Origin of the sequence: Pseudomonas sp. EL_65y_Pfl1_R83 (assembly GCF_963970695.1) — a bacterium.
GTDB classification, from domain to species: domain Bacteria; phylum Pseudomonadota; class Gammaproteobacteria; order Pseudomonadales; family Pseudomonadaceae; genus Aquipseudomonas; species Aquipseudomonas tritici.
The window spans coordinates 1-476 of the sequence record NZ_CAXAQI010000353.1 but is presented as its reverse complement, the minus strand read 5'-3'; the positions used below and the strand labels follow the sequence as shown (position 1 = coordinate 476).

Below are 476 nucleotides of genomic sequence, written 5' to 3'. Positions count from 1 at the left end.
CCTGGGCTCGCACCACGTCCTGGTAGCGGCGCGGCACCCAGACATCGATCCGGGAGACCACCCAGGGCCAGTCGCGCAGCACGTAGAAGGCCACGACGGGCGTGACGATCATCAGGCTGAGCACGTTGAACAGCGCGAAGCCGCCGCCGACGATGCCGCTGAGGGCGCGGGCGACGAAGCCGAGGATGTGCTGCAGGATTTGTGGCAACGCGTCGCGCTGTCGACAAGCCAGCCTGTCGTCGATCCGATCTCCTATCTCTTTCGCGCGGCCGAGAACCTGATGCGCGACCGGCACCGCTCGAATGTCAGCCGCGTGCGGCGACAGCAGGATTGGCACAGCACCGGCGATACCCCGCAGGATGTGCCTGGCGGCGAACGCGTGCTGATCGCGCGGCAGCGGTTGCGCGAAGCCGACGCCGTCCTCGCCGCCTTGGGGCCGCGGGTCGATCGGGTGTTTCGGAGCTATCGCCTGGAAG

At 68.3% G+C, this 476-nt stretch carries 1 protein-coding gene and 1 pseudogene; one reads left to right on the top strand and one right to left on the bottom strand.

Going from position 1 to position 476, the window contains the following annotated elements:
• Positions 1 to 208, bottom strand: a pseudogene (locus AACY08_RS29250) (hypothetical protein); the annotation flags it as partial.
• On the opposite strand from AACY08_RS29250, the gene AACY08_RS29245 reads away from it, so the two are divergent.
• On the top strand, positions 200 to 476 hold a 277-nt coding region (locus tag AACY08_RS29245; protein ID WP_339472570.1), incomplete at its 3' end, for a hypothetical protein. The pseudogene AACY08_RS29250 and the gene AACY08_RS29245 sit on opposite strands and share 9 nt — an antisense overlap.